General features: G+C 73.9%; 21 protein-coding genes and 2 pseudogenes. 11 read left to right on the forward strand and 12 right to left on the reverse strand.

Features of this window, described 5'->3' with window-relative positions; translation table 11 throughout:
• The first annotated feature begins 525 nt into the window (after positions 1-525).
• Genes NRK68_RS31000 through NRK68_RS31020 form a run of 5 tightly spaced genes read left to right on the forward strand, consistent with a single transcriptional unit; the run spans position 526 to position 4841 of the window.
• Positions 526-2058, forward strand: coding sequence for a sensor histidine kinase (locus NRK68_RS31000; protein WP_257857400.1), 1533 nt, complete (start codon positions 526-528; stop codon positions 2056-2058).
• A gap of 6 nt (positions 2059-2064) precedes the next feature.
• Entirely contained in the window at positions 2065-2469 is a 405-nt protein-coding gene (locus tag NRK68_RS31005) for a roadblock/LC7 domain-containing protein (RefSeq protein WP_183064484.1), read from the forward strand.
• Positions 2466-2825, forward strand: coding sequence for a DUF742 domain-containing protein (locus NRK68_RS31010; protein ID WP_183064485.1), 360 nt, complete (start codon positions 2466-2468; stop codon positions 2823-2825). Before NRK68_RS31005 ends, NRK68_RS31010 begins: the two co-directional genes overlap by 4 nt.
• A complete protein-coding gene (locus tag NRK68_RS31015; protein WP_183064486.1) occupies positions 2806-3426 on the forward strand; it encodes a GTP-binding protein in 621 nt (206 codons plus the stop codon). The genes NRK68_RS31010 and NRK68_RS31015 overlap by 20 nt, the downstream gene beginning before the upstream one ends.
• A 38-nt stretch (positions 3427-3464) precedes the next feature.
• On the forward strand, positions 3465-4841 hold the full coding sequence (locus NRK68_RS31020) for a cytochrome P450 (RefSeq protein ID WP_257857965.1): 1377 nt from the start codon (positions 3465-3467) through the stop codon (positions 4839-4841).
• Between the two features lie 75 nt (positions 4842-4916).
• Here NRK68_RS31020 and NRK68_RS31025 read toward each other — a convergent pair whose 3' ends face one another.
• From NRK68_RS31025 to NRK68_RS31045, 5 genes and pseudogenes are all read right to left on the reverse strand, one after another.
• A complete protein-coding gene (locus NRK68_RS31025; protein ID WP_257857401.1) occupies positions 4917-6023 on the reverse strand; it encodes a terpene synthase family protein in 1107 nt (368 codons plus the stop codon).
• Positions 6020-6799, reverse strand: a complete 780-nt coding sequence (locus tag NRK68_RS31030) for an SAM-dependent methyltransferase (protein WP_257857402.1) — start codon at positions 6797-6799, stop codon at positions 6020-6022. The genes NRK68_RS31025 and NRK68_RS31030 overlap by 4 nt, the downstream gene beginning before the upstream one ends.
• Positions 6800-7106: 307 nt before the next feature.
• Positions 7107-7865, reverse strand: coding sequence for a DUF72 domain-containing protein (locus NRK68_RS31035; protein WP_183064488.1), 759 nt, complete (start codon positions 7863-7865; stop codon positions 7107-7109).
• A 243-nt stretch (positions 7866-8108) separates the two neighbouring features.
• The gene (gene bla / locus NRK68_RS31040) at positions 8109-9011 is read right to left on the reverse strand and encodes a class A beta-lactamase (RefSeq protein WP_183064489.1); all 903 of its coding nucleotides are present in this window, start codon (positions 9009-9011) and stop codon (positions 8109-8111) included.
• 155 nt (positions 9012-9166) lie between these two features.
• Positions 9167-10387, reverse strand: a pseudogene (locus NRK68_RS31045) (saccharopine dehydrogenase family protein); the annotation flags it as partial.
• A gap of 115 nt (positions 10388-10502) precedes the next feature.
• Here NRK68_RS31045 and NRK68_RS31050 point away from each other — a divergent pair.
• Both NRK68_RS31050 and NRK68_RS31055 read left to right on the forward strand, forming a co-directional pair.
• Positions 10503-11234, forward strand: coding sequence for a TetR/AcrR family transcriptional regulator (locus tag NRK68_RS31050; protein ID WP_183064490.1), 732 nt, complete (start codon positions 10503-10505; stop codon positions 11232-11234).
• A 164-nt stretch (positions 11235-11398) separates the two neighbouring features.
• On the forward strand, positions 11399-12940 hold the full coding sequence (locus NRK68_RS31055) for an APC family permease (protein WP_257857404.1): 1542 nt from the start codon (positions 11399-11401) through the stop codon (positions 12938-12940).
• Positions 12941-13002: 62 nt separating this feature from the next.
• Here NRK68_RS31055 and NRK68_RS31060 read toward each other — a convergent pair whose 3' ends face one another.
• Positions 13003-13548 (reverse strand): hemerythrin domain-containing protein, encoded by a 546-nt coding sequence (locus NRK68_RS31060; protein ID WP_183064492.1) that lies wholly within the window; start codon positions 13546-13548, stop codon positions 13003-13005.
• Between the two features lie 203 nt (positions 13549-13751).
• On the opposite strand from NRK68_RS31060, the gene NRK68_RS31065 reads away from it, so the two are divergent.
• The 4 genes and pseudogenes from NRK68_RS31065 (at position 13752) to NRK68_RS31080 (ending at position 18362) form a co-directional block, all read left to right on the forward strand.
• Positions 13752-14018 carry a DUF4235 domain-containing protein gene (locus NRK68_RS31065; RefSeq protein WP_046775760.1) on the forward strand — a complete coding sequence of 89 codons (267 nt, stop codon included), beginning with the start codon at positions 13752-13754 and terminating at the stop codon, positions 14016-14018.
• A 147-nt stretch (positions 14019-14165) separates the two neighbouring features.
• A pseudogene (locus tag NRK68_RS31070) lies at positions 14166-14440 on the forward strand (GNAT family N-acetyltransferase); the annotation flags it as partial.
• Between the two features lie 130 nt (positions 14441-14570).
• The gene (locus NRK68_RS31075; RefSeq protein ID WP_257857405.1) at positions 14571-17282 is read left to right on the forward strand and encodes an AAA family ATPase; all 2712 of its coding nucleotides are present in this window, start codon (positions 14571-14573) and stop codon (positions 17280-17282) included.
• 99 nt (positions 17283-17381) lie between these two features.
• Positions 17382-18362 (forward strand): helix-turn-helix domain-containing protein, encoded by a 981-nt coding sequence (locus NRK68_RS31080; RefSeq protein WP_257857406.1) that lies wholly within the window; start codon positions 17382-17384, stop codon positions 18360-18362.
• A 24-nt stretch (positions 18363-18386) separates the two neighbouring features.
• Here NRK68_RS31080 and NRK68_RS31085 read toward each other — a convergent pair whose 3' ends face one another.
• The 6 genes from NRK68_RS31085 to NRK68_RS31110 form a co-directional block, all read right to left on the reverse strand.
• Positions 18387-19112, reverse strand: coding sequence for a GPR1/FUN34/YaaH family transporter (locus tag NRK68_RS31085; RefSeq protein WP_257857407.1), 726 nt, complete (start codon positions 19110-19112; stop codon positions 18387-18389).
• Between the two features lie 20 nt (positions 19113-19132).
• Positions 19133-21031 (reverse strand): amidohydrolase, encoded by a 1899-nt coding sequence (locus NRK68_RS31090; RefSeq protein ID WP_183064496.1) that lies wholly within the window; start codon positions 21029-21031, stop codon positions 19133-19135.
• Positions 21028-21981: an alpha/beta hydrolase gene (locus tag NRK68_RS31095; RefSeq protein ID WP_183064497.1), complete on the reverse strand. Its 954-nt coding sequence runs from the start codon at positions 21979-21981 to the stop codon at positions 21028-21030. The genes NRK68_RS31090 and NRK68_RS31095 overlap by 4 nt, the downstream gene beginning before the upstream one ends.
• Before the next feature lie 136 nt (positions 21982-22117).
• On the reverse strand, positions 22118-22948 hold the full coding sequence (locus NRK68_RS31100; RefSeq protein ID WP_183064498.1) for an alpha/beta fold hydrolase: 831 nt from the start codon (positions 22946-22948) through the stop codon (positions 22118-22120).
• Between the two features lie 60 nt (positions 22949-23008).
• Positions 23009-23545, reverse strand: coding sequence for a DoxX family protein (locus tag NRK68_RS31105; RefSeq protein WP_183064898.1), 537 nt, complete (start codon positions 23543-23545; stop codon positions 23009-23011).
• Positions 23546-23550: 5 nt separating this feature from the next.
• Entirely contained in the window at positions 23551-24213 is a 663-nt protein-coding gene (locus NRK68_RS31110) for a hydrolase (protein WP_183064499.1), read from the reverse strand.
• Between the last annotated feature and the right edge of the window lie 457 nt (positions 24214-24670).

Consider the following 24670-nt stretch of genomic DNA (forward strand, 5'->3'; position numbering starts at 1 on the left):
GCGGTGGCACCTCCCGCGCCGCCGCCCCCGTAGGGGGTGTCCCGCCGATCGGGCCGGACACCCCTTAGGGGTGTCCGGCGGATCAGGGCCGGGCCCGGGCCGCCCGGCACCGCGGCCTGCCGCGTTGTCGTCGGTCGCCGACGCTCCGCGTGGGCTCCCTCCTCCGCCTTGCATCCCACGGCACCGGACGACCCGGGCTGTCCGACCCTGATCCGCCGGACACCCCCTAGCGCATTTCCCTCCGGGGTGCCACTTCGCGGCCGGGCGATAAGGCCGCTGCCGGAGGCGGCGCGGGGGCGAACGCCCGTGCCGCCGGAGGCCCTGCGGGCCGTCGACCTCCCCTTACGCCGCCGCCCGCCGAGCGCCGTCCACCGCCGGGGCCGGAATTCGTCGCCATCGATGGCGCATAACGGTTCCTCCGGTCCGATGAACTCCAACGAAAGCGCACGTGCGGGCAGTTGGGCGTAGTTATGCTCCCGCCCACCGGTCAGAAGGTCACCCTTTTCCGATAATTCGAGGACGCCGATGGAGCAAAGAGACATTCCACCCGAAACGGCCCGCCCGGAGGCGGGAGCAGGCCGGGCGCTGCCCGCGATCGCCTCCCTGGCCGCCGTCTGCATGGTCGGGGCGCTTGTTTCCTCCTCCGAGCCGGTCGGCACCGTCCTGATCGCCGCGGGCGCCCTGTGCGCCGCCGCCGTGTTCGTCGAGGCCCTGCGGCGCGGCCGCGCGCTCGCCGACCGCACCGCCCGGATCGCCGCGCTCCAGCACACCCTGGCCCGCCAGGAGACCGAGGCGGCCCGGCTGTCCGCCGTGGTGCTCCCCGAGGCCATCGACCGGCTGCGCCGCGGCGAGCCGGCCGAGGAGGTGCTCACCTCCCTGGGCGGCCGCGCCGGACCGGGCAACCGCTGGGGCAACGACGACGCCCTCACCCCCCGCTTCCGAACCGCGCTGCAGGACGTCCTGGCCCACGCCGTCGACGCCGTCGACAACGAGGAGAGCCTGCGCGACTCGGCGCAGCGCGCCTTCGTCAACGTCGCCCGCCGCGTGCAGGCGATCGTCCACCAGCAGGCGCACGAGATGCGTGAGATGGAGGACCGGCACGGCCGCAACCCGGACGTCTTCGGCGACCTCCTGCGCCTGGACCACGGCACCGCCCTCATCGGCAGGCTCGCCGACTCCATCTCGGTCCTCGGCGGTGCCCGCCCCGGCCGCCAGTGGAGCAGGGCCGTCACCCTCTACAGCGTCCTGCGCGGCGCGATGTCGCGGATCATCGACTACCAGCGGGTGGAACTCCACTCGGTCACCGAGGTCGCCGTCGTCGGCCCGGTCGTGGAACCGCTGATCCACACCCTCGCGGAGCTGCTCGACAACGCCACCCGCTACTCCCCGCCGCACACCCGGGTCCACCTCACCGCCGTCGAGGTGCAGTCGGGCATCGCCGTGGAGATCGAGGACGGCGGCCTGAGCATGAGCGAGGAGGCCCGCGCACGCGCCGAGAGGATGCTCGCGCAGGCCCAGTCCGGCATCGACCTCAACGACCTCGGCGAGACACCGCGGCTGGGCCTGGCGGTCGTCGGCCGGCTTGCCCAGGCGTACGGGTTCCAGGTGTCCCTGCGCTCCTCCGCGTACGGCGGTGTCCGCGCGGTGGTCATCGTGCCGCAGCACCTGATCACCACCGCGTCCGCGGCGACCGGCCTCGCCCACGGCATCGGCTCCTCCTCCGGGCCCAGGGCGGTGTCCGCCACACCGCGCGAACACCCCGTCGACGCGATGTCGGCCGGGGTGTCCGTGCCCCGGCCCGCGCCGGGTCCGGCGCCCGGGCCGATGCCCGTCGCCGACGGGGCGACCACCGGACGAACTGCGACCGGCCTGCCGCAGCGGCGCCGGAAGGACCGTCTCACCACCACCGAGGTCCGGCCGGCCGCGAGGCCGCAGCCGGCGGACGACAACGGCCCAGGAATGTGGCTGGAGGCGTTCCACAGCGGCCTGTCGGGTGAGCCCGGCAAGGACGCGCCGGGCGCCCAGGACGCGTCGGGTTCAGCGACCAAAGGGGCGTAAACAGTGATGACTCAGCGAAGCAGCATGGACTGGATGCTCAAGGACCTGGCCGCCGGCGTGCCGCAGACGCGGCACGTGATCGTGCTGTCCGCGGACGGGCTCTGCGTGGCGCAGCACGGCGCCGAGACGGACACCGCCGACCGCCTGGCGGCCGCCTGCGCGGGCCTGCAGAGCCTGGCCGGAGCGGTGGCCGCCGAACTGCCCAGCTCCGAGGGCAGAATGCGGCTGGTCGTGATCGAGATGGACGGCGGGTTCTTCTATCTCATGGCAGCCGGAGACGGCTCCTACCTCGCGGTCCTGGCCGACGAGGGCGTCGACGCGGGCCTGATGGGCGCGCAGATGCGCAACCTGGTGACCCGAATGGGGGACCACCTGAGCAGCCCGCCCCGGCACGACGGGCAGCCCGCGTGAAAGAGCCGCCCTCAAGCTGGGAGGACGGCAGTCCCGAACGGCTCTACGTCATCACCGGCGGACGCAGTGGACCCTCCACCTCCGTCCAGCTGGACCTCGTGACCCTGGTGGTGGCCAAGGGGCCTCCCCGGCCCGAGATGCAGCCCGAGCAGGCCTCCATCCTGCGGATGTGCCAGTCACCGCTGTCGGTGGCCGAGATCGCCGCGTACGCCGGCCTGCCCGTGAGCGTGGTCACCGTGCTGGTCGGCGACCTGATGGCCGCCCGGCTCGTGCACGTCCGCCCGCCCATTCCCACCGCGCAGCTACCCGACCTTGCTCTGATCGAGGCAGTGATCGATGGACTTCAGAAGCTCTGACCCGCCCGCCGGGCCGTGCGAGGCGGACGTCCTGCCGCAGTCGGCCGCGGCGGCCGTGAAGGTCGTCATCGTCGGCGGCTTCGGCGTGGGCAAGACGACGCTGGTCGGCGCCGTCAGCGAGATCAAGCCGCTGACGACCGAGGAGACGATGACCCGGGCAGGAGTCGGCGTCGACGACACCTGGGGCGTCGCCCGCAAGATCACCACCACCGTGGCCATGGACTTCGGCCGCATCAGCATCAACGACGAACTCGTGCTGTACCTGTTCGGAACGCCCGGCCAGGAACGCTTCTGGTTCCTGTGGCGCGGGCTCTTCGAGGGCGCGCTCGGCGCCGTCGTGCTCCTCGACACCCGTCGGCTGGAGATCAGCTTCGACGTCATCGGCCGGCTGGAGGAGCGCGGCGTCCCCTTCGTGGTGGCCGTCAACGCCTTCCCCGGAGCCCCCGAGCATCCGCTGGAGGAACTGCGCGAGGCCCTCGACCTGCCGCCCGCCGTCCCCATCCTCGCCTGCGACGCCAGAAGGCGGGAATCGTCCCGCGACGTCCTGCTGACCCTCATGCGCTACCTGCACTCCCAGGCAGCCACCCAGGAGGCAATGTGAGCACCACCCCCACCCCGCCGCCCGAGTGCCCCGCCCACATGGCGGCGACCACGGGAGGCCTGTACCGCCTGCACGGAGCGGAGGCCCAGGCGGACCCGTTCGCCCTGTACGAGAAGCTGCGGGCCGAGCACGGCCCGGTGGCCCCGGTGCTGGTCAGCGGGGACCTCCCGGCGTGGCTGGTCCTCGGCCACCGGGAGAACCTGGACGTCGCGCGCACGACCTCGCGGTTCGCCCGCGATCCGCGGGGCTGGCGCGACATGAGAGAGGGCCGGGTGCCGGCCGACACCCCGCTCGGCCCCATGGTTTCCTGGGTACCGGTCTGCAACTTCACCGACGGCCCCGTCCACGAGCGACTGCGCTCGGCCGTCGTGGAGTCCCTGGAACGCTTCGACAAGCGCGGCATCCGCCGCTACGTCACCCGCTTCGCCAACCACCTCGTCGACCAGATCGCCGCCGAGGGGTACGCGGACCTGGTGCCCGCCTTCTCCGACCAGCTCCCCATGCTGGTCATGACCCAGCTCATCGGCGCGCCCGACGAGCACGGCCCGCTGCTGGTCAACGCGGCCCGCGACATGCTCCAGGGGACTGAGACGGCCCTCCAGAGCGACCGCTACGTCACCACCACGCTGGAGAACCTGGTCGTCGAGCGCAAGGCCAAGCCCGCCCGCGACCTCGCCTCCTGGCTGATCGAGCACCCCGCGGAACTGACCGACACCGAAGTGCTCATGCACCTGCGCGTCGTGCTCATCGCGGCCTACGAGACCACCGCCAACCTGATCGCCAACACGCTGCGCACCGTCCTGACCGACCCGCGCTTCCGGGCGAGCCTCTCCGGAGGCCACATGACCCTGCCCGACGCACTGGAGCAGGTCCTCTGGGACGACCCGCCGATCAACACGATCATCGGTCGCTGGGCCACCGGGGACACCGTGCTCGGCGGCCGGCAGATCAAGGCCGGGGACATGATCCTGCTCGGTCTGGCCGCGGGCAACGCCGACCCCCAGATCCGGCCCGATCCGGCCGCCTCCCTCCACGGCAACCGCTCCCACCTGGCCTTCAGCAGCGGCCCGCACGAATGCCCGGGCCAGGACATCGGGCGGGCCATCGCGGACACCGGCATCGAGGTCCTGCTGGACCGGCTGCCCGACCTCCAGCTGGCGGTCGACGTGAGCGAACTCCAGTGGCGGGGCACCCTCATGTCCCGTCACCTGCTGTCGCTGCCGGTACGGTTCGCCCCGCGCTCCACGGCGCCGCCGGCCCAGGCACCGCAGCTCCCGGTGGAGCACCCGGCCGGGCACCCCGTCCATCCGGTGATCCCGCCGCAGCCGACGGCGCCCCCCGCGCCTGCGGGGTCCGGCGGCGGCCGCAGGCGCCGTGGTGTCAGCTGGTGGCGCCGGCTGCTCGGCCGCCGCTGACCAGGCCCGACGGGCCGACCGGCGCCACACGCCCGAGGTCCCCGGCCGCACCGGCCGGGGACCTCGGCGTACCGCTCAGCCGGGGAGCTGCCGCCACCAGCGCGCCAGGGCCGGTGGCACCGGGGCCTCGGCCCCGGCGGTACTGGGGTGTTCGGCGTACCGGAGGGCGAACCGGGCCTCGGCCACGGGCAGTTCGTACCGGTTGCGCGGACTGGCGTACCGGGGCGCACCGGCCTGCCAGGCGATGGAGCCCGCCACGTAGTGGCCCAGCGCCGCGAGGTGACGGTGCAGTGCGCCGTCCCGGTGGCACGCCTCGTCCGCCAGCCGGGCCCGCAGCCCGGTGAAGAGGACCATCACCCGGTCACGCAGGGCCACGGCGAGCGGTACCGCCTCGGCCGGGGAACAGCCCTCCTGGTGCGCGAGAACGTTGACGAGGTTCACCTCGCGCGGCTCCAGATGGTCGTCCTTGTCGTAGGAGAACAGGTCGTTGTCCGCGCTGACGACGAAACCGGCCGCGTCCGTCAGGGCCGTCAGCGCGGGGGAGCACAGGACGTCCGCCGGCAGCCGGTCCCCGCGGGCGACGTCCGACCAGGTCAGCGAGAAGCGGGTGCCGTTCGCCAGCGGCCCCATGGCGACGAAGTCGTTCAGCCCCGGCATGGACCCCGCCTCGGCGCGGGCGGCCCGCCAGGCCGCCCCGAGCAGCCAGTCCCTGGTCCCCTCGACGAACCTGCGCAGCTCGTAGGGGGTGAGCAGGGCGTGCGTACGGCCCACCAGATCCAGCAGGGCCCGGGTCATCGGCCCGTCGGGCAGTACGGACGCCCCGGGGTCCTCGACGGTCCGCAGCAGCCGTACCCCGTGGTCGACGACGGCCGCCGTGTCGGCGTCGTCGGAACCGGAGTCCTGCCAGTCGTCGACGGCGTTGGCCCAGTAGTTCCACTCGGTGAACAGCAGCACGGCCTCCACGTCCCCGTCGGGGATGATCCGGCAGGAGAAGTCGGCGCTGTGGGTGGCGAGCCCCCAGGCCCGCTCGACCGGATCCGGGTACAGGCCGAAGGCGTCCACCCACTCGACGGCCCGGGCCTCGACCTCCTTCGCCCGGGGATGGACGAGGTCGCGCGGCAGGGGGCAGTAGAAGGGCGGCAGGCCCGGACCGAGGCGCGAGGGCCGTGGCGGCGCGTTCATCGGCCACCGCCGATGCGGAAGCGCAACAGACGTGTCTCCACCGCGTGTTCGCGCCAGAGCCGGAAGAACTTGCTGTGCGCGATCGTCGACTGTTCGAGGCGGTCGGGCGTCCAGGCTCCGGCCTCGGCGCCGGAGCCCGCTCTGAGCCGGTCGAGTTCGGCGGTGTTCCACGCCATCGACTGCATCCAGAACTCCGCCACCGCGTCCGTCACGTCCTCGTCCTGCACCAGTTCGAAGCCGGCCGCCTCGGCCGCGGCCAGGTACTCCTCATGCCGGCCCAGCCGCGTTCTGTAGTAGCCGTCCATGAACTCCCGCCACTCGCAGGCGCCCACGAAGTGTTCCTGGATCCCGAACCATCCGCCGGGCACCAGGGCCTTGGCGACGACCTCGAACAGGCGGGCCCGGTCGGTGTAGCCGCTGCTCTCATTGGCGTAGACGGCGTCGTACGCGTGCGTCTCGTCCAGGTCGTGCACGTCCGCCAGTACCGGTCTCACACGGTCCGCGACCCCGCTGTACAGGGCGAAGTGCCGCACGATGGGCAGGTGTTCGGGAGCGACGGTGAGGCCTGTGACCGACGTTCCGTGCTCCTGGGCCCAGTAGAGCGAGGTGCCGCCGAGCCCGCAGCCGATGTCGAGCAGGCGCCGGGGAGGGGTCTCGTACGCGCCCCAGGTGCGGGCCGCGTGGTCGACTATCCGCTCCTGAGCGGCGAACAGGCCCTGTTTCAGCAGGTTCTGGGGGACGGTTGTCCCAGGTGGGCCGTCCGGGTACAGCCCCACGTGGAAATGGACGCGTGGGCCAGGACCGTACTTGTGCAGTATCTCCTGTGTCTTGCGGCTGTAATAGAGCCGCACCGGGTCGTCCGCGGCCGCACCGGGTCCGCCGCATAAAGTCCGTACGAAGGGTGTAACGCGCATGGGGTGTCCGCCCTTTCGTGGGGTAGGGCTGCCCTCCGGGACGCGTCGCGCCGCTCTCGTAGCGTCCCGAACGGCACACTGTTGAAGCACGGACCATCGTGGCACTTCACAGGCACCACGTCAGCCCGCTGGAGCAGCACGGTACCGTCAAGATCCTTGCGTTGAAGGCTTATTGATGTCCTGCGTGGGCGTGCTCCCGCGCCGGGGACGGCGCCAGCCGGACGAACGCCCGGGCGTCGGTCACGGCCGCCCCGCCCGGGTCGTTGTTGAAGTACGCGAAGACGTCCGCGCTCGCCGGCCAGGTGTCCTCGATCCGGGCCGCCCAGCTGCGCAGGGCCGTCCTGCCGTACCGGGGTGCCGGGTGGGCACGGCCCTCGTGGAACCGTACGTACCCCCAGTCCGCGGTGCGCCACAGCGGTGTCACGGGCCGCGACCCGCGATCGGCCCAGCACAGGGCCGCGCCGCGGCCGGTCAGGACCGAGCGCACCTCCTCCGTCCACCAGGACTCGTGCCGGGGTTCGACCGCGACACGCGTACCGGCGGGAAAGCAGGCCAGACACGCGTCGAGTGCGTCCGGGTCTGCCCGCAGCGTGGGCGGGAGCTGGAGCAGGACCGGTCCGAGCCGGTCGCCGAGGGAGGCGGCGTGCGCCATGAGCCGGTCCACCGGCTCGGCGGGTTCGCGCAGGCGTTTGACGTGCGTCAGGAAGCGGCTGGCCTTGACGGCCATGACGAAACCGGACGGAGTGCGGGCGCGCCACTGGGCGAACGTTTCGGGTGACGGCAGCCGGTAGAAGGCGGCGTTGCTCTCCACGGTGCGGAAATGAGCGGCATACTCCTCCAGCCACAGGCGCTGTGGCCGGTCCGGCGGATACAGGACGCCCGCCCAGTCGCGGTACTGCCAGCCGGACGTGCCGACGTGCACGGTCATGCCGTGCGCCTGCCCGCCGCGCGGTCCGGCACACCTCCGCCTCCGGTTCGAGGAGGAAGGCGCCGGGCCGGCGGAGCCTGCCGCCCCGCGGTCCCGACCGCGGGACGGACCAGGCACCGTGCACGGGGGCGGTGACGGTGCTGGACGACGGACGCGATCCCGAGGCCGTCCCGGCCGCACCCGGCGCCGACGCCGCTGAGCGCTACGACGCCACCCCTGCCTGGGCCACCGGCGCGGGAGGCCTCAGGAGAGGGCTGCCGCCAAAGCGGCGGCGGCCTTCGCCACCAGGGCGTTCTGGCGTGGCGCGGCGGGCTCCGCCATGGTGGTCAGCACCGCGAGCTCCAGGGGCGGCCGGCCCGGAGGCCAGGCGATGCCCACGTTGTTGTTGGTCCCGTACGACCCGGCGCCCGTCTTGTCCCCGATCACCCAGTCGCGGGGCAGGCCGGCACGGAACCGGTCGACGCTCGTCGTGTTGGACACCAGCCAGCGCGTCAGGAGCTCCCGGTGCCGCGGGGCGAGCGCGTCGCCGAGCACGAGCCGCCCGTACGTACGGGCGATGGCCCGGGGGCTGGTCGTGTCGGTCACCCGCGACGGCTCGGCCGAGTTCAGCTCCGGCTCCCAGCGGTCGAGCCGTGTCGTGCGGTCCCCGAGGGAGCGGCAGAACCGGGTGATCGCCGTGGGCCCGCCCAGCTCGCGCAGCAGCAGGTTCGCGGCGCAGTTGTCGCTCTGGGCGATCGCCGCCGAGCACAGCTCGGCCACCGTCAGTCCGCCGGCGATGTTCTCGGGCCGCTCGGTCACCAGGCCGCCGCCCGCGGCAGTGACGTCGCCTTGCGTGTAGTGGATCCGCCGGGAGAGGAACGCGCCGTCACGGTCCAGGTCCCGCAGCACGGCCGCCGCGGCCGGTGTCTTGAACACCGAGCACATGGGGAACAGCTCGTCGGCGCGGTAGCGCACCGTCCGGCCCGTGCCCGTGTCCCGTGCGTACGCCCCCACCCGTGCGCCGTACTCGCGCTCCAGCGCGCGCAGCTGCCGGACGGCCCCGCCCTGCGCACCGGGCGTCTCCGCACGGGCCGCGCCCGCCGGCAGCGCCGCGGTCAGCGCCACCCCCGCTCCCAGCGTCAGTAATGCACGACGGGTCTGCTCCACGTCGCCTCTCCTCTCCCTTTGACGGTCACGTGGCGGCAAAGACGCGAAGAAGATCAATCCGGTTGCGTCCCGTGCTCCGGTCAGTGGGCCGGAGCCGGAGCCGGGGCCGAGGCCGGAGTCGGAGTCGGGGCCGGGGCCGAGGCGTGCGCGGGGCCCTGCTCGCGCACGGCCCAGGGGGAGCCGTACGCCGTCAGCAGGTCGAGGAACGGCAGCGGCGGCAGGGCCTCGGGGCCCAGGACACCGGACCCGGACCACACGCCGGTGGCGAGCAGTTCGAGGGCCACCACCGGGTTGACGGCGGTCTGCCATACGACGGCCTGCGAGCCGTACTCGCGCATGGACCACTGGTTGTCGACCACGTGGTAGAGGTACACCTCGCGCGGCAGGCCGTCCTTGGTGCCCTTGACCCAGGTGCCGGCGCAGGTCTTCCCCGTCATCCGGTCCCCGAGCGTCGCCGGGTCGGGCAGGCAGGCGGCGACCACATCGCGCGGCGAGACCCGGACCTCGGCGCCGTCCTCGCCGCGGACCGGGACCCGGACGGTGGAGTCCAGGCCCAGCGCGTGCAGCGCCTTGAGCTTGCCGATGAAGTCGTCGCCGAGGCCGTACTTGAAGGTGACCCGGCGGGCCCCGACCCAGCGCGGCACGAGAAGGACCTCCTCGTGCTCGACGTTGACGCACTCGACCGGCCCGATGCCCTCGGGGAAGTCGAAGACCTCCGGCTCGCTGAACGGCTCGGTGGTGAACCAGCCGCGCTCGCTCTCGTACACCACCGGCGGGTTCAGGCACTCCTCGATCGTCGTCCAGATGTTGAAGGACGGGGCGAAGTCGTAGCCCTCGACGGTCAGGTTCGCTCCGTCGCGGATGCCGATCTCCTCGATGTCGTCGAAGAGATCGTCGGCCGCGTAGCGGGCGAAGACGTCCGACAGCCCGGGCTCGACACCCATGCCGACGAGCGCCATGCGGCCCGACTTCTCCCACTCCGCGGCCCGTTCGAACTGCTCGTCGCCGAGCTTCACCCCGCACTCGCCGTGCGGGTTGTCCGGGTGCGGGCGGGAGAGGGACATCGCCATGTCGACGTAGTGGCTGCCCGCCGCCAGCGCGGCGTTGAACAGGGGCATCACGAAGCGCGGGTCGGTGGCGTTCATCAGTACGTCGCAGCCGCGTTCGGTGAGCAGCTCCGTCACCGCCGCCTCGTCGGAGGCGTCGACGCGGCACGCGCCGAACCGTTGCCCGTCGGCGCCCAGGGCCGCGACGGCGGCCTCCGCGCGGGCCAGGTCGTAGTCGGCGACGACGAAGTGGTCGAAGAAGCCACGGCGGGCCGCGATCTTGGTGATCGCGCTCCCGACACCGCCGGCACCCACAAGCAGAACACGCATGGCTCGGTCCTTTCTCGGTGAGGCGTCCGCCTCAGGGGGCTGATGGAACCGGGCGCTCCGGGTTAAGGTCAATGGTGTTGGCATAAGCGCGGCGGGTCCCGGAGGAAGGGCGGAGATGGCGAAGGACGTGGTCCCGGAGGAAGCCCGCAGGCGGCGCCGGCCGACGCGGCAGGGGACGGTGCTCTCCGAGAAGCTGATCGTCGAGACGGCGCTGCGGATGGTGCGCGAGCACGGCAGCGCGGGCCTGTCCGCCCGGCGGCTCGGCGCGGCCCTGGGCGCGGATCCCAGCACCCTCTACCGGTACTTCGAGGGCATGGACGGACTCACCCTCGCCATGGGCGAGGAGCTGATCGGCCGGGCGCTCGCCGGCTGGGCCCCCAGCGGACGGTGGCGCGACGACCTGCGCGCCCTGGGCCTGCGCATCCACGGCGCCTACCTCGCCCACCCGCAGGCCGCCCTGCTGACCGCGAGCCGGGTCACCGGCCGCCCGCGGGAGATCGCGGCCGACGAGGCGATCCTGGGCATCCTGCGCGGTGCCGGGTTCGGCGACGAGGACGCGGTGCGGATCTACCACGCCTACATCGACCAGAGTCTGGCCTTCGCCGCCCTCGACGCGGGCCCCCTCGCCCTGACGGACAAGGCACGCGCGTCCGACGAGGAGCGCTGGGAGTCGACGTACGCCCGCCTGCCGGCCGACGACTACCCGAACATCGCGGCCACCGCGGGGCTGCTGGCCGCCCGGATGCCCCACAGCGCCTACCCGGTCGCCCTGGAGATGCTGCTGGAGACGGCGGAGCGGCAGCTGGCGGACGCCGGGGACCGAGCCGGGGCGGGGGCCGAGGACTGAGCCGGGCCGGGGTCCGGGGCCGGCCCGGGGCCGGCCGGGTTCCGGACGGGACCCGGAGGGGACCCGGAGGGGCTTATGCCAACACCATTGACCCTCCGGGCGCCGCGCGGGTTTCCTCATCGCATTCACGCCCCGTTCACACCGCACCGCACCAGTGAGGGACCATGGCCGAAGACACCCCGCGGACGCCTCAGGCCGCCACGCTCAGACCGAACGCGATCGGGTTCGTCGACGCGCTCGCCATCGGGCTCAACGCCACGTCGCCGGCGTACTCCCTGGCCGCGGTGATCGGGCCGATCGTCGCGCTGGTCGGCGTACACGCTCCCGGGGTGATGCTCGCGTCCTTCGTACCGATGGTCCTCATCGCTTCCGCTTTCCACCACCTCAACCGGTCCGATCCCGACTGCGGCACCACCTTCTCCTGGGTGACCCGGGCGCTGGGCCCCACGGCCGGCTGGCTCGGCGGCTGGGCGATCACCATGACCGGCGTCCTGGTCGTCGGCTCGCTCGCCGACGTCGCCGTGAACTTCGGCCTGCTGGCCGTCGGCCTGGACGCCCTCGCCGGCGACACACTGGTCCGGCAGGCGCTGACCGTGCTCGTGATCGTGGTGATGGCGGCGCTGTGCGTACGGGACACGCAGGCGGCGGCCCGGCTGCAGAACGCCCTCGTCCTGCTGCAGACCGCCTGCCTGTTCGTGTTCGCCGCGGTGGCCCTGTACCGGGTCTACGCCGGCACCGCCTCCCTCGACGCCGTCCGCCCGGCCGCCGGCTGGCTCGACCCCTTCGGGGCCGGCGGGACGGCGCTGACCGGAGGGCTGCTCCTCGGGGTCTTCGTGTACTGGGGCTGGGAGTCGGCCGTGAACCTCACCGAGGAGACGAAGGACCCCTCCTCGGCCCCCGGCCGGGCCGGCATCTGGTCGACCGTCGTCCTCCTGGCCACCTACGTCTCGGTGGCCTTCGCGGTCGTCGCCTTCGCCGGCGCCGGCTACCTCGCCGCGCACGCCGACGACGAGGAGGCCGTCTTCGCCTCCCTGGCCCGGGAGGCCCTCGGCGGCTGGGACTGGATCGTCCTCCTCGCCGTGGCCACCTCGGCGCTCGCCTCGACCCAGACGACGATCATCCCGGCCTCGCGCACCGCACTGTCCATGGCCCGCCGGCACGCCCTGCCGAGCCGCTTCGGGCTGATCCACCCCCGGTACCGCACCCCCGCCGTCAGCACCTGGTGGGTCGCCGGTACGGCCACCGTCTGGTACCTGCTCATCCACCGGATCAGCGAGAACGCCCTCGCCGACTCCCTCACGGCCCTGTCCCTGCTGATCGCCTTCTACTACGCCCTCACCGGCATCGCCTGCGCGGTCTACCACCGGCGACGGCTCACCGCCGGGGTGCGCGAGTTCCTGCTCGTCGGGGCCGGTCCCCTGGTCGGTGCGGGGATGCTGGTCTGGCTGCTCGTGGAGGCGGTGGCCGACATGGCGGACCCGGCCAACTCCTCCGGCGGAACCGCCTGGTTCGGCCTCGGCCCACCCCTGGTCATCGCCCTCGGCCTGAGCCTGCTCGGACTCCTGCTGATGCTCGCGCGCCGCGCCGTGTCCGGCGTCTTCTGGACCGAGCGGCCCACCACCTGCCCGGCCCCCTCGCCCGTCCGGGCACCGGACGTCCCGGAGGCCCCGCCGCGGCAGCCGGCCGGTTCCGCCGCACGGGACTGAACCGACGCTGCCGCGGCGGACCGTTCACCTGCGACGCGCGGAGCCCGGTGCACCCGTACCGGTCACCGGCCGCCACCGCCACCCGTCACCAGGTCCCGGGCCCGGTCCACCAGGCCGAGGCCCGGGGCGAGCGGGACGGTGGCCGGCGGGGTGTCGGGCGGGCTCGGCGCGAGCATCTTCGCCCGCCGGATCCTGTCGCCCATGGTCTCCAGCGCCTCCTGGGCGCAGGCCTCCCGCAGCCGCGGGAAGAGGTTCTCCTCCTCTTCCCAGACGTGGGCGGTCACCTCGGCCCGGAGCGCCGCGACGAGCCGGTCAAAATCGGGCCGGTCGGCGTCGAGCCCCTCCAGGTCCTTGAGGATCTTCTCCATCCGGGCGTGATCGGCGATCTCCCGGTCCGCGATGAGATTGCCGTCGGGGAACACCGCCCGGACGACCGGGAAGAGGTGTTGCTCCTCGGCGACCGTGTGCCGGACGAGCTCGACCGTCAGCCGCTCAGCCGCCGTCCGCCGGTCCGCGGCCGGAACGGCCTGGGTGATGATGTCGAACGTCTCGTCCATCTCGCGATGGTCCGCGGTCAGTTCGCTGATGACGTCGACTGGATGTGCCATGGCGAAACTCCGTTTCCGTCGAGGATCGGCGAGCCGGCCGCCCGGCCGGGCACGCACTGCCGGCCCCTTCCGCGTCTGCCCGGCGCCACGCCCGGCTAACGGTGCCCCCCCGGTGCGTTAGCCGGGCGCCGGACCGGGCAGGCGCAAGGGCGGAACGCGGAACAGGACGCGGAACAGAGCATGGAACCGCCCGGGAGGAACCGATGAAGGCCTCGACCGTCGCGTACAAGCCCGTGGGAATGGCCCTCGGCGCCCTCGGAGGCGCGCTGGCCGGCATCGCCTTCAAACAGCTGTGGATGCGGCTCGGCCACGAGGGCGACGCACCGAACGCCACCGACGAGGACCGGTCGTGGCGCGAGATCCTCATCGCCGCGACGCTGCAGGGCGCAGTCTTCGCCCTGGTCAAGGCGGCCATCGACCGCGGCGGCGCCGTGGCCGTCAGGCGCCTCACCGGCACATGGCCGGACTGACCGGCTCCGGCGAGTGCCGCACCGTGCGCCTCGGCGCGGCTCCACTGTGAGTGCCGGCGCGTGCCGACAGTGAGGGCTGCGGGGCTGCGGACCGCGACGCCGCGCACGGGCGTGCGCTACGTGGCCCGCCATGGCCGCCCTCGAACACGTAGTCCGGCCGACCGCCCCCGTCCGGACGCCGGGGAGACCGAACTGAGCTACACCTTCCTCCCGCACGTCTGGGGCCGCGGCTACGCGGCGGAGGCGTGCGCGGCGGCCCTCGACCGGTTCACCGCGGTGTCTCCATGCGCCTCGCGGCGAAGGTCGGCTTCACGGAGGTGGAGCGGTTCGAGGAGTTCGGCGCCGAGCAGCGGTTCGGTGTGCGCTCCCCGGCCGCCCCCTCGGCCCGACCGTTCCGGCAGCCACCGAAGGATCTGCGGTGAGAGCGCTCCCTGTCCGTCGACTCCGCCGAATTCGTCGAACAGCGCACTCCGGTTTATGCTCCGGCGGTGCCGTCCTCCTCCTTGTCCACGGACGGCACCACCGTGCGCGGAACGTTCCAGGAGTTCAGAGTTGATCGGTCGTCAGGAAGAGCGGGCGGCCATCGCCGAAGCGCTCTCACCGCGTGCGACGGCGGCGTCCGTCCTGCTGCTCGGAGAGCCCGGGGTCGGCAAGACCCTGCTGCTGGACACCACGGTCGACGAGGCCCTGCGCGCCGGGACCCGGGTGCTGCGGGTCCGCGGCAACGCCGCCGAGACCGAACTCGCCTTCGCCGGCCTGCACCAGCTGCTGCACCCCGTACTGGACGGGACGGACGCCCTGCCGGTCCGCCAACGCACCGCGCTGCTCGCCGCCTTCGGGCTGGGTGACGACCCCGCGCCGCCCGACCTCATGATGATGAGCCTGGCCGTCCTGACCCTCGCCTCGCAGGTCGCCTCCACCGGCCGGCTGCTCCTCGCCGTGGACGACGCCCAGTGGCTCGACCACGGAAGCCGCCAGGTGCTCGGGTTCCTCGCCCGGCGCCTGGCCGGCGAGTCGATCGCGCTGCTCGTCGCGGTCCGCGGCTCCCACCGCCCCGACTGGCTCGACCCTTCCGTCCCGCAGGTCGTGGTGTCCCCGCTCGCCCCCGCCGAGGCGGAGGAACTGCTCGGCACCCAGCCGGATCCGCCCGTCGGCCCGACCCGGCGCCAGGTGCTCGCCACCGCCGCCGGCAACCCCCTCGCCCTGGTGGAGCTGGCCCGTTCCGTGGCCCGAGACGGCCGGCTGCCCGCCGCGGGACCGGTGCCCGTGCCCGTCACCGACCTGCTGGAGCGGACCTTCGCCGCCCGGGTGGACGAGCTGCCCGCGGCGACGCGCGAGGCCCTGATGGTCGCGGCCGCCGCCGACGGCGCGGGCCTGGCCGGCGTACTGGCCGCGCTGCCGCCCGGCTACGGCACCGAGGTGTGGCTGCCGGCCGAACGGGCCGGGCTGGTACGGCTGCACGCCGACCGCATCGACTTCTGCCACCCCCTGATCCGTTCGGCGGTCTACGGCTCCGCCCCCTTCACCGAGCGGCGCCGCGCCCACCTGGCCCTCGCGGACGCCCTCACCGGTGACCCCGACCGCCGCGCCTGGCAGCTGTCGGCCGCCACCGTGACCCCCGAGGAGCCGGTCGCCCTCGCCCTGGAGGCCGCGGCCGTGCGGGCGCTCGGCCGGGGCGCCGTCGCCGAGGCGCTGGCCGGGCTGGAGCGGGCCGCGGAACTGCACCCGGCCCCGACCGAACGAGCGCGCCTGCAGGCGACCGCGGCGTACGCGGCCGTCGTCGCGGGCGACATCGCCAGGGCCGAGGACCTCGCCGCACGGGCCTCGCGGCTCGACACGGACCCGGACGCACTGCGCTGGATATCGGCCTTCAGCGGGCTCGTCGAAATGCTGATGCTGCGTATGGAGCGGGCGTTCTGCCTGGTCGTACCGGACGAGCTGCCCGGGGCGGCGCAGATCGACGGCGGGGTCTCCACCATCGCGACAGGCATCGTCCACCACTCCGGCATCCCCGCCCAGCGCGAGCGGGTCCGGCCGATGCTGGCCGCCCGCTCCGGCGCCGAAGGCATGGACACGCACCCCTTCCACCTCTGGGACATCGGCGTCACCGACCCCTTCCTGTACGGCGAGGAGGTGCGCGGCCGGCTGCCCGCCGTCACCGCGGCCCCCGGCCTGATCCCCACCCAGAAGCACACCCTCGGGGTCCTGTGCATGCTGCTCGACGAGACCGAGACCGCGGTGAGCCTGCTGGGCGACGTGGTGAACCCGCAGTGGGAGGACGCGGCGGACTTCCACGCCGGAACCACCGCCGCCGACCTGGCCCTGGCCAACCTCGACGGCGGCCGGTGGGCCGACGCCCGCCTCGGCGTCGAACGGCTCGCGGACCGGGCCCTCGCCGGGCAGCACAACCTCGGAACCGTACGCGCGCTCGCCGTCCTGGCGACCCTGTGCGCCCTGACCGGGGAGACCGGGGCCGCCCGGCGGCACGCGGCCGCGGTGCTGGCCGTCACCGAACCGGCCTGCGCGCTGGCCACCACGGTCCGCGCCCGCAGGGCCGCCGCCTTCGCCGCCACGGCCCTCGGCGACCACGCCACCGCCCACCACCACCTGCGGGCGCTCTTCGACGGATCGGGGGAGCCCGCCCACTACCACCTGTCCTGCTACGCCGTCGCGGACCTCGCGGCCGCGGCCGTGCTCACCGGCCGGGCCGACGACGCACACCGTGTCCTGGAACGGGTCGGGGCCGCGGTCGGCGGCGGGGCCTCGCCGCGGCTGCGGCAGATCCTGTTGCGGGCCGGGGCCCTGCTGGCCGGACCGGCCGAAGCCGACGCGTGCTTCCGCGAGGCGCTGCAGGATCCGGCCGGACAGCGGTGGCCGTTCGAACGCGGTCAGATCTGGCTGGAGTACGGCGAGTGGCTGCGCCGGCAGCGGCAGATCGCCGAGGCCCGTGCGGCCCTCACCAAGGCGCGCGAGATCTTCGAAGGGCTGGGCGCCGCGCCCTGGGGCGAGCGGGCCGAGGCCGAGCTGCGGGCGGCCGGCGTGGTCGTCGAGCCGGCCCGCCCCAGCGCTCTGCGGTCCCTGACACCGCAGCGGCAGCGGATCGTCAGGCTGGCGGCGCAGGGCCTGACCAACCGGGAGATCGGCGAGCGGCTCTTCCTCTCGCCCCGGACCGTGGGCACGCACCTCTACCAGGCCTTCCCGGCCCTGGGGGTGACCTCGCGCGGTCAGCTGCGCGACATCGTCGAACGGGAGCCGGGCGACTGAGGCCTACGGCCACCGCACAAGTCATGTGACGGATGGCAGCGGTGCCGCCCGGTCCGAGAGTGGGAAACAGCAACGACCGCACCGCACCCGGAGCCCCACATGCCCGACGTCGTGTCCACCTCGCCGCTGCCGCCCACCGATCGGGCGGAGTACTGGCACACCCTGGTGTCCGGTACCTTCATCCCGCTCGACGTCGCCCTGCACGAACGCGAGCCCTCGGCGGGCACGATCGCCAGCCGGCGGCTCGGACCGCTGCAGATCTCCGTGGTCGAGGCCGGCCCGCAGACGGTGTCGCGCAGCGAGCGCCGGATCGCGCAGGGCGGTGCGGAGTACCTGACCGTCACCCTCCACCAGCGGGGTACCGCCCGGCTCACCCAGGACGGCCGGCAGGCCCTGGTCCGACCGGGCACCTTCACCTGCTCGGACGCCGGGCGGCCCTACCGCAGGGAACAGCCGGACGACTTCCGCTTCACCGCGTTCCGGGTGCCGAAGCAGGGGCTGGGAGTCTCCGAGGACGACCTGAGGGCCGTCACCGGAACCCTGTTCAGCGGCAGTTGCGGCACCTCGGGACTGGTCGCCGGCTACCTGGCCCGGCTGGCCGAGCAGGCCGGGGACTTCGACCCGTACACGGGCCACCAGCTCGCCCTCACCACGGCCGACCTGCTGGCCGTGCTGGTCCGTGAACGCCGGGGACTGCTGGACCCGCAGGCGCCGGAGGCGGCCCGCGGCATGCTGGCCCGCGTCAAGGAGTACGTCCTGTGCCACCTCGGCGACCCCGGGCTCTCGCCGCAGCGGATCGCGGCGGCGCACCACGTATCCGTGCGCTACCTGCACAAGCTGTTCCGCTCCGACGGGACCACGGTGGGCCGCTGGATCCACCGGGAACGGCTGGAGCGGTGCCGGCGCGAGCTGTCCCGCCCCCCGGGCGCCACCGTGCCCGTCTCGGCGGTGGCCCAGCGCTGGGGTTTCGTCAGCCCCTCCCATTTCAGCCGCGCCTTCCGCACCGCCTACGGGATGTCCCCCAGGCAGTGGCAGGCCGACGCCCGGACCCGGAACGGACCGGACCCGGACGCGGCCTGACGGAGGAGAGGCGCTGCCGCCGGCTCACAGGGTGCGGCGCACGCCCGCCTGCCGCTCGACATCGCGCAGCTGCACGGCCAGATCACCCTCCACGGCCCGGTGGGCCGGCCCGCTGCGCCCGATGGGGAGCACCTCCTCGCCGCGCATGTCCTCCAGCATCAGGGCGAACGCCGCGTACCCGGCCACGAGCGCCACCACGAGGCCGAGCGCCCCGGCGGTGGCCGTGAGCCACCCGGCCCCGGTCAGGCCGGACACGCCGGTCGCCGCCCAGCGGGGCAGGGAGGCCACCAGGACGCACCACAGGGCGCGTTTGGGCCGGGTCACCGCCGCCATGAGCGCCCCGAAGCACAGCAGCACCAGGTTGAACACGCCGAGCACCCTCGGCCCGCCGGCCGCTCCGGCGGCCACGACCAGCCCGTACGCCAGCCAGCTGCCGGCGAAGGTGCCCATGAGCGTCGCCGCGATCACGTCCCGGGCCCCGAAGGCCAGGACGCTGACGACCAACTGCAGGACGAAGGCGGGCAGTACGCACAGTGCGACCGCCCGGTGGTCCCGGGCGTCCAGCACCCCGAGCTGCAGACAGCCCGTCAGCGCCGACGCGATCGCCACCGTGAAGAACCCGAGGGGCATCGGCGAGGCGATCGGGTGCAGGTTGATCCGGGTCATCGAGCGGAGGTCCGGTTCGAAGCGGCGCCCGGGCGGCCCGCCGCCTAGGCCGTCGTCGCCGGCGGCGCCGGGGACTGTGTTCATGTGCGGGGTCTCCTGGTCCTTCAGTGCGCGAAGCAGGGGTCGACGGGGTCCGGGGCCGGTCCGGGGACGCCCCCTTCACCCCGGGCGGCGCGCCACCGGCGGTGGCGTTCGGACTCGGCGACGGCCTCCGCCATCGCCTCGGCCTGGCGCGGCCCGCTGCCCGCGTACCCGCCGAAACGGGCCACGGGGCTCCAGGCCGGGGCTACCGGGGGAAGGACCTCGTCGAGGCCCGCGTACTCGGCCTCCGCATGGACGATGCGTCCGCCGACGACGGTGAGCACCGACTCGATGTCGGGGATGGCCGCGTCGGGCACCGTGAAGTAGTCCTGCGACAGAACGGCGAGGTCCGCGTAGAAGCCCTCCCGCAGGATGCCCTTGACGTCCTCCTCGCCGGTGAGCCGTGCCCCGCCCCGGGTGTAGAGGCCGAGGGCCTCCTCTCTCTCGAGGAGGTTCGCCGCCGGGTAGAGGGCCGTACCGCCGACGGTGCGGCCGGTCACCAGCCAGTGCAGCGCGACCCACGGGTTGTACGAGGACACGCGCGTGGCGTCGGTCCCGGCGGCCACGGTCAGCCCGCGCTCCAGCATGGCCCGCACCGGTGGGGTGCGGGCGGTGGCCTCGGCCCCGTACCGGTCGAGGAAGACGGTGCCCTGGAAGGACATCCGGTTCTGCACGGACACGGCCCCGCCGAGGGCGGCGATGCGGTCCAGGCTGTGGTCGGAGACCGTCTCGGCATGGTCGAACAGCCAGCGGCCGCCGCCCGGGAACAGCCCCTCCGCGGCCAGCTTCTCGAAGACCGCCAGATCGCGGCGGACGGTCTCGTCGTAGGTGGCGTGGAGCCGGAAGTCCCAGCCGTGCTCGGTCAGCAGCCGGACGGCCTGCTCGAACTCGGCCTCGTAGCCGTCGGGGAGCGTGGGCCGGGGTTGGGCGAAGTTCTCGAAGTCGGCCGCGGCCCAGGTCAGGTTCTCCCCCGCGCCGGCCAGGCGGAGCCACTCGTCGCCGTCCCCGGGCCGGACCGTCGCGGTCCAGCGCCGGAGGTCGGCGAGCTCCTGGCCGGCCGTCTGCGGGAACAGGTAGTAGGCGATGCGCAGGGAGAGTTCGCCCGCCCGGGCGAGGTCGACGACGGTCGCGTAGTCGTCGGGGAAGTTCTGGAAGCCGCCGGCGGCGTCGAGGGCGGAGGTCAGGCCGAAACGGTTCAGCTCCCGGAGGAAGTGCCGGGTGGAGGTGCGCCGGCCGGCCTCGTCCAGTGCCGGGGCCTTGGCGAGGGTGGAGTAGAGGAGGAGGGCGCCGGGCGCCGCCAGCAGCACCCCGGTCGGCTCGCCGTCCCGGCCGCGGACGATCTGGCCGCCGAGCGGGTCGGGCGTGTCGCGGGTGTATCCGGCGGCCCGGACGGCGGCCCGGTTCATCAGGGCCGACTGGTAGAGGTGCAGGACGAAGACGGGGGTGTCGGGCGCGGCGGCGTTCAGCTCGGCGACGGTCGGCATCCGGCGTTCCGCGAACTGTTCGGCGGTCCAGCCCCCGACGACCCGGATCCACTGGCCGCGCGGCGTCCGGCCGGCCTGCTCGCGCAGCATGGCGAGGGCCTGGCGCAGGCTGCGTACGCCGTCCCAGCGCAGCTCCAGGACGTAGTTCAGGCCGCCGCGGATGACGTGCAGGTGCGAGTCGTTCAGCCCGGGGACGACCCGGCGGCCGAGCGCGTCGACGACCCGGGTGGCGGGGCCGGTGAGCCCGGCGAGCTCGTGCTCGTCGTCGCAGAGGGCCAGGATCCGGCCGTCCTTGACGGCGAGGGCACGGGCCCGGGGCCGGGCCGGGTCCCCCGTGAAGACCTTCGCGTTGCGCAGGACGAGGTCGGCCGCGGAGCCGTCGGGCCGCCGCGGGGCCGGGCGTATGCCGGCCACGGGCATGCCGGGTGCGCCGCTCATGCCAGGGCCTTGCGCAGGGTGTCGACGGCGAGTGCGATGGCGAGCGTCGCGGCCGCGGTCTCGCGCAGGGCGTTCAGCATGACGAAGTCGTGGACGGTGCCCAGCGCGCGCAGCGCGGTGACGGGTACCCCGGCGGCCCGCAGCTTCGCGGCGTACGCCTCGCCCTCGTCGCGCAGCACGTCGGCCTCGGCCGTGATCACCAGGGCCGGCGGCAGCCCGGTGAGCTGCTCGGTGCCGGCCCGCAGCGGGGACGCGGTGATCTCCGTGCGCTGCGCCGGGTCGGTCGTGTACTGGTCCCAGAACCAGCGCATGGCGTCGCGGCGCAGGAAGTAGCCCTCGGCGAACTGCAGGTAGGACTCGCTGTCGAAGGAGGCGTCGGTCACCGGGTAGAAGAGGACCTGCTGGACGAGGCGGACGTCGCCGCGCTCCTTGGCCATCAGGGTGAGGGCGGCGCTCATGTTGCCGCCCACCGAGTCGCCGGCGACGGCGAGGCGGCCGCCGTCGAGTCCGTGCCGGCCGCCCTCGGTGGTGATCCACCGGGCGACGGCGTAGTTCTGCTCGATGGCCACGGGGTAGCGGGCCTCGGGGGAGAGGTCGTACTCGGGGAAGACCACGGCCGCCCCGGCGCCGACGGCGAGTTCGCGCACCAGCCGGTCGTGGGTGCGGGCATTGCCGAAGACCCAGCCGGCGCCGTGGATGTAGAGGATCACGGGCAGCGGGCCGGTGGAGCCGACCGGGCGGACCACGCGGGTGCGGACCTCGCCGGTGGGGCCGCCGGGCACGGCGAGCCATTCCTCCTCCACGGGCGGGAGGACGACGCCGTCGCCGCTCTGGACGTCGTCCACGGCCTTGCGGCCGTCGGCGACGGGGATCTCGTAGAGGAACGGCGGCTGGGCGGTGGCGTCCGCGAAGGCCTGGGCGGCGGGCTCCAGGACGGGGCGGCTGGACATGGTGGAACTCCTTCGGAAGCGAGGAAGCGGGGAAGCGAGGAGGCGGCGGGCGGCCGGCGGACAGGGCGCCCAAGGGTCACGCCGGCGGCCGCTCCCGGTCGGGAGACGGCCACCGGCGCGCCGGAGGGGGATCCGCTCAGCCGAGGAAGGCGAGCAGGGCCGAGTTGACCTCGTCGGCGTGGGTCCACAGCAGGCCGTGCGGGCCGCCGGGGACGGTCACCAGCCGGGCTCCGGCGATGCTGCGCGCCAGCGGGATCGCGGTGGAGTCGATCGGCAGGGTGCGGTCGGCGTCGCCGTGGATGATCAGCGTGGGGACGTCGATGCGGGGGAGGTCCTCGCGGAAGTCGGTCAGCCAGGCCTGTACACAGTCGAGGGTGCCCTTGGCGGAGGCGCCGACGGCCACGTTCCAGCTGGCCCGGACGGCCTCTTCGCTGATCCGCTCGCCGCCCAGGACGTCGACGTTGTAGAAGTCGGCGAGGAAGTCGGTCATGAAGGCGAACCGGTCGGCGCGGACGGCTTCCTCGATGCCCTTGAAGACCTCGCCGTCGACGCCCGCCGGGTTGTCGTCGGTCTTGAGCAGGAAGGGCGGGACGACGCCGATCATGACGGCCTTGGCGATCCGCCCGGAGCCGTGGGTGCCCAGGTACCGGGTGACCTCGCCGGTGCCCATCGAGAAGCCGACGAGTACGGCGTCGCGCAGGTCGAGGGCGGTCAGGACCTCGTTCAGGTCGGCGGCGAAGGTGTCGTAGTCGTAGCCGTCGGCGGGCTGGTCGGAGCGCCCGAAGCCGCGCCGGTCGTAGGTGATGACCCGGTGGCCGGCGGCGAGGAGCGCGGCGGTCTGCTTCTCCCAGGAGGCACCGTCGAGCGGCCAGCCGTGGATCAGCACGACGGGGCGGCCGGCGCCGTGGTCCTCGTAGTAGAGGCGGACGGGGGCGGAGTTGCCTTCCGCGACCTTGACGTAGGGCATGGGTGTGCTCCTGTTCGGGAGGGGGGTACGGGATGTGGGGTGTTGCGGGGCGGGAGGCCCCTACGGCGCGGACGCGCGCGGTGCGGCGGCAGGGGCGGGCGCGGATGCGGGTGTGGGGGCGCGGTGCAGGACGAGCCGGGTGAGCAGCCCGCTGCCGACTCCGGCGGCGAGCACGAGGGCGGTCCACCACAGCGGGTACGGCGTCAGTCCGAGCGCCCGGTCGAGGGACCAGGCCCCGGGGCCGGTGGCGGCCAGGGCGGCGGCGGTGCCGATCAGGACGAGCGGGTACTCGTAGCCGTCGTTCTGCACCCAGAGGCCGTTGTGCCATTTCACGGTGACGGCCACGGTCATGACCCCGATGGCACCTGTCGCGGCGAGCGGGGTCAGCAGGCCGGCGGCGAGCAGCGCTCCGGACCCGATCTGGCCGCCGCCCGCCGCGAGGGCGGTGAGGGTCCCGCCGCGGAACCCGTCGGCGCGGAACTCCCGCGCACCGCCGGCGAGTCCGCGGCCGCCGAGGTGCGAGCTGACCTTCTGGACGCCGTGGCCGGCGATCAGCAGGCCGGCCAGCAGCCGCAGCAGGAGCAGGCCGGTGTCCAGGGACGTCATCCGGCCGCGTGCGCGCCGATGACCGCCTGCGCGTAGACGACACCCAGGCCGTAGGCGCCCGCGTGCTCCTTGACGACCTCCATGACGGCGCCGTAGGACTCCGTACGGGCCCAGTCGCGCTGGAGTTCGAGGAGAACCTGCAGCCAGGTGACGGGGACCGCGCCCGCGGCGGTCATCCGCTGGATGGCGTGCTCGTGGGCGGCCGGGGTCACACCGCCCGAGGCGTCGGTGACCACGTACACCTCGTATCCCTGGGCGAGCGCGGAGAGCGCGGGCAGCACCAGGCAGACCTCGGTCCACAGACCGGAGAGGATGATCTTCCTGCGGCCGGTGGCCCGGACCGCCTCGACCAGTGCCTCGTCCTCCCAGGCGTTCATGCTGGTGCGGTCCACGGCCCGCTGCCCCGGGAACACGGCTGCCAGCTGCGGGAGCAGCGGCCCGGAGAAGGATTCGGCGGCGACGGTGGTCAGGACGGCCGGCACGTCGAACGCGCGGGCCGCCTTCGCGAGGCCCACCGTGCTGTTGATGATCGCGGCCCGGTCCCCGCTCCCCGTGCCGAAGAACATCTGGGGCTGGTGGTCGATGAAGAGCATGACCGAGTTGCCGGGCGTGAGCAGATCCGCGCTCGGGGCGGCATGGACCTGGGAGACGTCGAACACGAGGGATGTCCTCTCGGGAAGGGCGGAAGAAGAAGCGGAAGCAGCCGCCGCGGTGTTCCCGCGGCCTGCTGCCCGGTCACCGTAGGTCCGGGCCGACCGGCCCGGTTGCCCGTCCGCGCCCGGCGATTTGCCCACGAGCGCACCGCCGCATCGGCGCCTTCCGAAAGGCCCGGGGCGCGGGCTCCGCCGCAAGGGCGAGGTCAGGTCGGGGAACGACCCGGCGAACTGCGCCGGGTGCGACGGCGGCGGAGAAGCCGGCCGTCCTCCCCGCTGGCACCGGACGCCCCCGCACCGCCGTCGCAGCCGGCCGCCGGCGCCACCGGGTCCGGGCCGGCCGGGGAGGGCCGGCCGGGGAGATGTCGCTGACCGGTGTCGGGAGTGACCCGGTGTACGGGGATGTGCGCGGTCCGTGGCCGTGGGGGCGGGAACGGGCAACCTGCGGGACGCGTGGAGGGCC

This window comes from Streptomyces yangpuensis, assembly GCF_024666385.1.
GTDB lineage: Bacteria > Actinomycetota > Actinomycetes > Streptomycetales > Streptomycetaceae > Streptomyces > Streptomyces yangpuensis.

Bases quoted from the DNA above. Each gene is read 5' to 3' on its own strand.
- NRK68_RS31000 (WP_257857400.1), top strand. From the start codon at position 526: ATGGAGCAAAGAGACATTCCACCCGAAACGGCCCGCCCGGAGGCGGGA.
- NRK68_RS31005 (WP_183064484.1), top strand. From the start codon at position 2,065: ATGACTCAGCGAAGCAGCATGGACTGGATGCTCAAGGACCTGGCCGCC.
- NRK68_RS31015 (WP_183064486.1), top strand. From the start codon at position 2,806: ATGGACTTCAGAAGCTCTGACCCGCCCGCCGGGCCGTGCGAGGCGGAC.
- NRK68_RS31020 (WP_257857965.1), top strand. From the start codon at position 3,465: ATGGCGGCGACCACGGGAGGCCTGTACCGCCTGCACGGAGCGGAGGCC.
- NRK68_RS31025 (WP_257857401.1), bottom strand. From the start codon at position 6,023: ATGAACGCGCCGCCACGGCCCTCGCGCCTCGGTCCGGGCCTGCCGCCC.
- NRK68_RS31035 (WP_183064488.1), bottom strand. From the start codon at position 7,865: ATGACCGTGCACGTCGGCACGTCCGGCTGGCAGTACCGCGACTGGGCG.
- NRK68_RS31050 (WP_183064490.1), top strand. From the start codon at position 10,503: ATGGCGAAGGACGTGGTCCCGGAGGAAGCCCGCAGGCGGCGCCGGCCG.
- NRK68_RS31055 (WP_257857404.1), top strand. From the start codon at position 11,399: ATGGCCGAAGACACCCCGCGGACGCCTCAGGCCGCCACGCTCAGACCG.
- NRK68_RS31060 (WP_183064492.1), bottom strand. From the start codon at position 13,548: ATGGCACATCCAGTCGACGTCATCAGCGAACTGACCGCGGACCATCGC.
- NRK68_RS31065 (WP_046775760.1), top strand. From the start codon at position 13,752: ATGAAGGCCTCGACCGTCGCGTACAAGCCCGTGGGAATGGCCCTCGGC.
- NRK68_RS31080 (WP_257857406.1), top strand. From the start codon at position 17,382: ATGCCCGACGTCGTGTCCACCTCGCCGCTGCCGCCCACCGATCGGGCG.
- NRK68_RS31085 (WP_257857407.1), bottom strand. From the start codon at position 19,112: ATGAACACAGTCCCCGGCGCCGCCGGCGACGACGGCCTAGGCGGCGGG.
- NRK68_RS31090 (WP_183064496.1), bottom strand. From the start codon at position 21,031: ATGAGCGGCGCACCCGGCATGCCCGTGGCCGGCATACGCCCGGCCCCG.
- NRK68_RS31095 (WP_183064497.1), bottom strand. From the start codon at position 21,981: ATGTCCAGCCGCCCCGTCCTGGAGCCCGCCGCCCAGGCCTTCGCGGAC.
- NRK68_RS31100 (WP_183064498.1), bottom strand. From the start codon at position 22,948: ATGCCCTACGTCAAGGTCGCGGAAGGCAACTCCGCCCCCGTCCGCCTC.